Below are 6,645 nucleotides of genomic sequence, written 5' to 3' on the forward strand. Positions count from 1 at the left end.
CCGCGTCCGGTCGGCGGCGATCAGGTGATCGTGGCCACCATACCCACGGCCGCGGCGGCGTTCCAGCCCCGGGTGCCGAATCGGCAACGGGTGGGGACGGCGGGACGCAGGGGCCCGCCAGGAGGTTTGGGGACGGCAAGCCGACCGGCAACCGGACCGCCGGCGGGGGTCAGAACAGGGTGGCGCTCTGGCCGCTGTGCGGTTCCGGCGGCTCGGCGGCGGGGGCGAGCAGCTCCGGCCCGTTGTTGCGGACGCTGTTGACCGCGGTGCTCACCGGGGTGACGGAGAAGTCCTCGACAGGAGTGGCCGCCATGGCGCGGTGCAGGTCGCCGGACCCGGAGGCGGGGTCGAGCCAGAGCTCCCACAGCTCGGGCGGGACGACCACCGGCATGCGTTCGTGGATGGCGCTCAGCTCGCCCGCGGCCTCGGTCGTGACGATGGTGCAGCTCCACAGCCAGGCGGCGGGGTCGTCGTCGGGGCGCTGGGGATCGCGCCAGCGTTCGAACAGCCCGGCCAGCGCGAGCGGGGAACCGTCGGAGTAGCCGACGGAGTAGGGCAGCTTGCGGGACCTGGCCTTGCGCCGCTGGTGTCCCGAGTCGGTGACCGGCGAGGTGCCGGCCTCGGCCTCGCCCGGGCGGGATTCGGGCAGCAGTTGCCACTCGTAGTAGGCGTCGGCGGGGATCAGGCACCGGCGCCGGGCGAAGGCGTTGCGGTAGGCGGGTTTCTCGGCGACGGTCTCGCTGCGGGCGTTGATCATCTTGTAGCCCACGTTGGCGTCCTTGGCCCAGGACGGCACCAGCCCCCAGCGCAGGCTGCCCAGCGAACGCGGCCCGCGGCCAGCGCCGGGCTCGGCCGCGCCGGGGGGTGTGCCCAGCACGGCGTAGACGGTCTTGCCGGGAGCGATGTTGTAGTCCGGCGCGAGCTCCTCCAACGGCGGCCACGCCCGGGGCGCGGAGGTGCCGGCGCCGCCGCCGGAGGCGGCCGCGGAGTCGTGGTCGGCGGGGAAATCGAACGCGAGCTGGAGCTCGTGCTGATTGCGCGCCTGAGCGTATCGACCGCACATGCGGGGAAGTCTAGTGCGCTGGCCGGCTACCGCGTTCTGCACCCGGTGATCCGCTTCCCGGGGCCTGGCAATGGCGGCCCCCTTGTGCGGAAATGCCGGGTCGTTGCCGCCTTTTGGCATTTCTGCGCTGCCGCTGCGCCAGGCGGGCCGCTCAGCCGCCGTCGGCGATGCGGATCTCGGGCTCGTTGCGCACGGGGAAGTTCACCGAGCGCGCGATGAAGCACACTTCGTGCGCCCGCTCGTGCAGCGCCTTGGCGGTCTCGGCCATGCCCGTCTCGGCGACGGTGACGACCGGGTGCAGCACCACCTCGTCGAATTCGCCGGAGGAGTCGCGGTGGGTGGTCATGGTGCCGGTGGCGGTGTCGGTGTAGGCGACGACGTCGACCCCTGCCGCGGGCGCAAGCGACAGATACGACAGCATGTGGCACTCGCTCAGCGCGCTGACCAGCAGATCCTCGGGATTCCACCGGGCGGGGTCGCCGCGGAAGGCGGAGTCGGCCGACGCCTTGAGCACGGGCCGGCCCGCGGCCTCGACGTCGTGTGCGCGCTCGAAGCCGCGATAGGCCGACGTGCCCGATCCGGTGTTGCCCGTCCAGCGGACGCTGACCTCGTAGTGGTGGCTCTTGTCGGCCATGTGCGTTTCTCCTCCAGGGTTTCCCGGCGGCTTGCCGGAGGTACCGGCCCAGGTGGACGCGCCCGCCCCGGCACCCAGCCTGCCGCACAGCACACCCGCGCGCGACAGCGGGATCCCGGGCACGCCCGTTAACCTTGGAGTATGCCCCGATCCGCGCCGCACTGGCCCGCACCCACCGCCCGCACGCCCGTCGACACCACCGTCGCGCTGCCGGGTTCCAAGTCGATGACCAACCGCGCGCTGATCCTGGCGGCTCTCTCGGAGACCCCGGCCGCGGTGCGCCGCCCGCTGCGCAGCCGCGACACCGACCTCATGGCGGCCGCACTGCGCTCTGTGGGCATCACTGTGGCCGATTCCGGCCCCGACTGGGAGGTCGCCCCCGCTCCCCCGCGCGGACCCGCACACGTCGACGTGGGCAACGCAGGCACGGTGATGCGGTTCCTACCGCCCCTGGCGGCGCTGGCCCGCGGCGATGTCGCCTTCGACGGCGACCAGCGGGCGCGCGAACGCCCGGTGGGCCCGCTGCTCGAAGCCCTGCGCGCGCTCGGCGCCGATATCGACGACGGCGGCCGCGGCGCGCTGCCGCTGGTCATGCACAGCAACGGCGCGCTCCGCGGCGGCACGGTCCGCTTGGACGCCTCGGGTTCGTCCCAGTTCGTTTCGGCGCTGCTGCTCAGCGGCGCCCGTTTCGAGCACGGCGTCGAGGTCCGCCACGAGGGCCCGCCGGTGCCCTCGCAGCCGCATCTGGACATGACCGTGGAGATGCTGCGGGCGGCAGGGGTCGCCGTCGACATCTCCGAGCCCGACGTGTGGCGGGTGTCGCCGGGGGCCGTCAAGGCCGGAGAGGTCGTGGTCGAGCCCGACCTGTCCAATGCAGCGCCGTTCCTCGCCGCGGCGCTGGTCACCGGCGGCCGCGTGACCGTGTCGGGGTGGCCGCAGCACACCACCCAGCCGGGCGATGCGCTGCGCCGGCTGTTCGCCGAGATGGGCGGCGAGATCACCGCCGGCCCCGACGGCCTGACCCTGCGCGGCACCGGCGGGATCCGCGGCATCACCGCCGACCTGCGCGAGGTCGGCGAGCTCACCCCCACCATTGCCGCGGTCGCGGCGCTGGCCCAGAGCCCGTCGCGGCTCACCGGCATCGCCCACCTGCGGCGCCACGAGACCGACCGGATCGCGGCGCTGGTCCACGAGATCAACGCGCTGGGCGGCGACGCCGCCGAACTCCCCGACGGCCTGGAGATCCGGCCGCGGCCGCTGCACGGCGGGGTGTTCCACAGCTACGACGACCACCGCATGGCCACCTCCGGCGCAGTGATCGGCCTTGCGGTCGGCGGAGTGGAGGTCGAGAACATCGCCACAACCGCCAAGACCCTGCCCGGATTCCGCGAGCTCTGGGCAGGAGTGGCGCGGTGACGGGCGGTCGGCGCTACCTGGACGAGGACGACATCCGCGTCCGTGCGCGCGGCGGGTCGCGCCCGCGCACCCGCACCCGCCCCAAGCACGAGGACGCCCGCGAAGGCTTCGTCACGGCGGTCGACCGCGGGCGGTACCGCTGCCTGGTCGACGACCGCCCGGTGGTCGCCATGAAGGCCCGCGAGCTGGGCCGGGGCAGCATCGTCGTGGGCGACCGCGTGGCGCTGGTCGGTGATCTGTCCGGCGCCCCCGACACCCTCGCCCGGGTGGTGCGGGTCGAGGAGCGCGAGTCGGTGCTGCGCCGCACGGCCGACGACACCGATCCCGTGGAGCGGATCATCGTCGCCAACGCCGACCAGCTCGTCATCGTCTGCTCACTGGCCGACCCCGAACCCCGGCCGCGCTTCGTCGACCGCTGCCTGGTCGCGGCCTTCGACGCCGGCCTGGACCCGCTGCTGTGCCTGACCAAGGCGGATCTGGCCGGCCCCGGCGAACTGCTGCGCACCTACGCCGGTCTCGACCTGCCCCACCTCGTCGTCAGCCAGGCCGGCGACCACAGCGCGCTGCGCGAGCGCCTGGCCGGGCGCACCAGCGTCCTGGTGGGCTATTCCGGCGTTGGCAAGTCGACCCTGGTGAACCTGCTCGTGCCCGCAGCCGAGCGCGCGGTCGGCGATACCAACCCGGTCACCGGGAAGGGGCGGCACACCTCCACCTCGGCCGTTGCGCTGCCGTTCGAGGGCGGCTGGATCATCGACACCCCCGGCGTGCGCAGCTTCGGCCTGGCCCATGTCAGCCCCGGCGACGTGGTGTCGGGCTTCGCCGATCTGGACGAGGCGGCGGCCGAGTGCCCGCCCGGGTGTCCGCACACCGCCGGTACACCCGAGTGCGCGCTGGACACCGGTGTTGCCGAAGGCCGGCTGGACCCCGACCGGGTCGCCTCGCTGCGCCGCCTGCTGAGCAGCCGCGAGTCCGACGACGCGCAGCACTGACCGGCGACCGGCGCTGACCGACCGGTTCCAGCGGTGCCGCGCAGGCCCGGATCACCGGCGGGCGGACTCGCACGCGGCGCCGAGCATGCTGTTCACCGCCAGCTCCACCCGTTGGGCCGCCTGGCGGGGATCGGTGGGCAGCAGCACATAGGACAGGATCAGCCGCAGCGCCACCTCGGCCACCGCCCCGGCACGCTCGGCGCCGATCGAGGGCCGGCTCTCGCACAGGTAAGCGGTCATCCGCGAACCCAGTTCGACGTGCAGCGGCTGGGCCCGCGTGGTCAGCACCGGCAGCAGCTCGGAGTCGCCGGTGATGATCGCGCCGAGCAGCGGATTGTCCGCCGAGGCCGCCAGGGTCCAGCGCGCCGACTCCGCCACTGCGTGCGCGGGATCGGCGGTGGTGTCGGAGAGGATGTCCATCACCGCGTCGAGGAACTGCCCGGCCTCGCGCACCACCACGGCCTGCAGCAGGCCCTCCTTGCTGCCGAACCCGTTGTAGAGCGTCTGGCGCGACACGCCCGCGACCGCGGCGATATCGGCCATCCGCATCCGGCCCCACCGTCCGGCCACGACCTCGACGTAGGCGGCGTCCAGCAGCCGCGCGCGGGTTCCCGTGCCATCGGCCCGAGCGGGCCGCCGCTCGTTCTCGTCCCGCATGCGGCCATCCTGCCACGCCCGGCCGCGGCGGCGGCCGATCCCGCCGTCGTGTGGAGCCGCATGCCGTCCGACCGGGGGCGAAACCGGTCCGGGCCCGCCTGCGAACGACGGGGCACTCTCGGAATCGGCCTGGTAGGCCGGTAGCGTAAGCCGCCATGGCGTCCTTTGACGATGATCTGCGTCTTGCCCACGTCCTCGCCGATGCGGCCGATGACATCTCTCTTAAGCGTTTCCGGGCGCTCGACCTCAAGGTTGACACCAAACCGGACCTGACCCCCGTGACCGAGGCCGACCGCTCCGTCGAGGAGACCCTGCGGGGGGTGCTCTCCCGCGCCCGCCCGCGCGACGCCGTTGTGGGAGAGGAGTACGGCAAGACCGGCGTCAGCCACCGCGTCTGGGTGCTCGACCCCATCGACGGCACCAAGAACTACGTGCGCGGTGTGCCCGTGTGGGCGACCCTGATCGCCCTGCTCGAAGGCGACCGGCCGGTGGTGGGGGTGGTCTCGGCGCCTGCGCTGACCCGCCGCTGGTGGGCGTCGCGGGGAGGCGGCACCTGGACGGGGCGCAGCCTGACCAAGGCGTCCCGCTGCACGGTTTCGCGGATCTCGACCCTGGAGGACGCGTCGCTGTCGTTCTCGGAGCTGTCGGAGTGGGAGGACCAGCAGCGCCTGGACAGCTTCCTGGGCCTGACCCGGTCGGTGTGGCGCACCCGTGCCTACGGCGACTTCTGGTCGCACGTGATGGTCGCCGAGGGTGCCGTCGACATCTCGGCCGAGCCGGAGCTGTCACTGTGGGACGCCGCCCCGCTGCCGGTGATCCTGGAAGAGGCGGGCGGCCGCGCGACCGACCTGCGCGGCCAGGAGTTCACCGACGGAGGCCCGCTGGTGTGCACCAACGGGGCACTGCACGACAACGTCCTGACCTGGTTGAACGGCGGCCCGACACCGGGTGGTGGCCCGGCGCCGCTGCGGTTGACCTGAGCGGGCCGGGCACCGGCGCGAGCGGGACGCGCGGGCGCCCGGCCCGTAGTAGTCTGCGGCCGTGCCGCTACAGCTCTCCCGACGCCGCCGACCGCGTCTCCTCCTCCCCGCCGCGCTGGCCGCCTCGCTCGCACTGACTGCATGCGGGGCCGAGTCCGGGCCGTCGATGGAGGAACTGGAGACCCGGATCGCGCCGAGCACCGACGCCTCCGCTCCCGTCGCCGACCCTTCGGCGCTGGCCGAGCTCCGCTTCGACGCCGAGGCGCTCGCCTGCTCCCCCCGGATCACCACCAACGCGCCCGGTGCCTGGGAGACCTCGGCCCCGCGTACGGCGGTCACCGAGGGCGCCCCGCTCAAGCTGCGCGACTCCGAAGCCGCCGAAGGCACCGAGGTCGATGTGAAGGCGACCGTCACCGCCCCCGGCGGCAAGACCCACCAGGCAGAGGCCGCCGCCTCCGGTGCCGACTGGGTCGAACTGAACTTCCCCGCGGACTTCGGCAAGGCCTCCGCGCCGGCCGGGGGCGCCTACACCGTCGTGTGGACCACCGCCGAGGGCGGCTACATCGCCTGCGACGGGTTCCGGGCGGACTAAGTCCTGTTTAGTAGGCCCTGATCGATCGGGACTGCCCGCATGCCGGTGCCCGCGCAGCAGCGAGGCCCCGGGCGGACCGATCACCCCTGACGAAGCCGACCCGCACGCAGGCACCGGTGGCGGCCCGGCCATGGCGGCCAGGGCGTCCGGGGACCGGGGCGGACACGGGCCCGCTCGGGGCGGGCGACGCACCGACCCTGCAGAAATGCCCAAATATCAAAGCTGAGACCGGCATTTCTGCATGATCACCACCAATGCCGGGAAGTTAGTGCCGGGCGTGAGATGTCAACCCCGGCGGCAAACAGGACACGGCC

The 6,645-nt window shown here is 73.5% G+C and carries 7 protein-coding genes; 4 read left to right on the forward strand and 3 right to left on the reverse strand.

What is annotated here, in order from left to right; genetic code table 11:
• Positions 1 to 169: 169 nt before the first annotated feature.
• Together ACYVD5_RS19745 and ACYVD5_RS19750 are read right to left on the reverse strand one after the other, a co-directional pair.
• Positions 170 to 1,063: an SOS response-associated peptidase gene (locus ACYVD5_RS19745; protein WP_461002564.1), complete on the reverse strand. Its 894-nt coding sequence runs from the start codon at positions 1,061 to 1,063 to the stop codon at positions 170 to 172.
• A 151-nt stretch (positions 1,064 to 1,214) separates the two neighbouring features.
• A complete protein-coding gene (locus tag ACYVD5_RS19750; RefSeq protein ID WP_461002565.1) occupies positions 1,215 to 1,697 on the reverse strand; it encodes an OsmC family protein in 483 nt (160 codons plus the stop codon).
• A gap of 141 nt (positions 1,698 to 1,838) precedes the next feature.
• On the opposite strand from ACYVD5_RS19750, the gene aroA reads away from it, so the two are divergent.
• Positions 1,839 to 3,113 carry a 3-phosphoshikimate 1-carboxyvinyltransferase gene (gene aroA, locus ACYVD5_RS19755; protein WP_461002566.1) on the forward strand — a complete coding sequence of 425 codons (1,275 nt, stop codon included), beginning with the start codon at positions 1,839 to 1,841 and terminating at the stop codon, positions 3,111 to 3,113.
• On the forward strand, positions 3,110 to 4,102 hold the full coding sequence (gene rsgA / locus ACYVD5_RS19760) for a ribosome small subunit-dependent GTPase A (protein WP_461002567.1): 993 nt from the start codon (positions 3,110 to 3,112) through the stop codon (positions 4,100 to 4,102). Before aroA ends, rsgA begins: the two co-directional genes overlap by 4 nt.
• A 51-nt stretch (positions 4,103 to 4,153) precedes the next feature.
• Here rsgA and ACYVD5_RS19765 read toward each other — a convergent pair whose 3' ends face one another.
• The gene (locus tag ACYVD5_RS19765; RefSeq protein WP_461002568.1) at positions 4,154 to 4,759 is read right to left on the reverse strand and encodes a TetR/AcrR family transcriptional regulator; all 606 of its coding nucleotides are present in this window, start codon (positions 4,757 to 4,759) and stop codon (positions 4,154 to 4,156) included.
• Positions 4,760 to 4,914: 155 nt separating this feature from the next.
• Between ACYVD5_RS19765 and hisN the strand changes: the two genes are divergently transcribed.
• Both hisN and ACYVD5_RS19775 read left to right on the forward strand, forming a co-directional pair.
• Positions 4,915 to 5,739 (forward strand): histidinol-phosphatase, encoded by an 825-nt coding sequence (gene hisN / locus ACYVD5_RS19770; protein WP_461002569.1) that lies wholly within the window; start codon positions 4,915 to 4,917, stop codon positions 5,737 to 5,739.
• 61 nt (positions 5,740 to 5,800) lie between these two features.
• Complete coding sequence (locus tag ACYVD5_RS19775) at positions 5,801 to 6,331, forward strand: hypothetical protein (protein WP_461002570.1); 531 nt, start codon at positions 5,801 to 5,803, stop codon at positions 6,329 to 6,331.
• Positions 6,332 to 6,645: the final 314 nt, after the last annotated feature.

It is taken from the genome of Streptomonospora sediminis (genome assembly GCF_054778995.1).

Excerpts from the sequence above, each read along its gene's own strand:
- ACYVD5_RS19745 (WP_461002564.1), bottom strand. The coding sequence starts at position 1,063 with ATGTGCGGTCGATACGCTCAGGCGCGCAATCAGCACGAGCTCCAGCTC.
- ACYVD5_RS19750 (WP_461002565.1), bottom strand. The coding sequence starts at position 1,697 with ATGGCCGACAAGAGCCACCACTACGAGGTCAGCGTCCGCTGGACGGGC.
- aroA (WP_461002566.1), top strand. The coding sequence starts at position 1,839 with ATGCCCCGATCCGCGCCGCACTGGCCCGCACCCACCGCCCGCACGCCC.
- ACYVD5_RS19765 (WP_461002568.1), bottom strand. The coding sequence starts at position 4,759 with ATGCGGGACGAGAACGAGCGGCGGCCCGCTCGGGCCGATGGCACGGGA.
- hisN (WP_461002569.1), top strand. The coding sequence starts at position 4,915 with ATGGCGTCCTTTGACGATGATCTGCGTCTTGCCCACGTCCTCGCCGAT.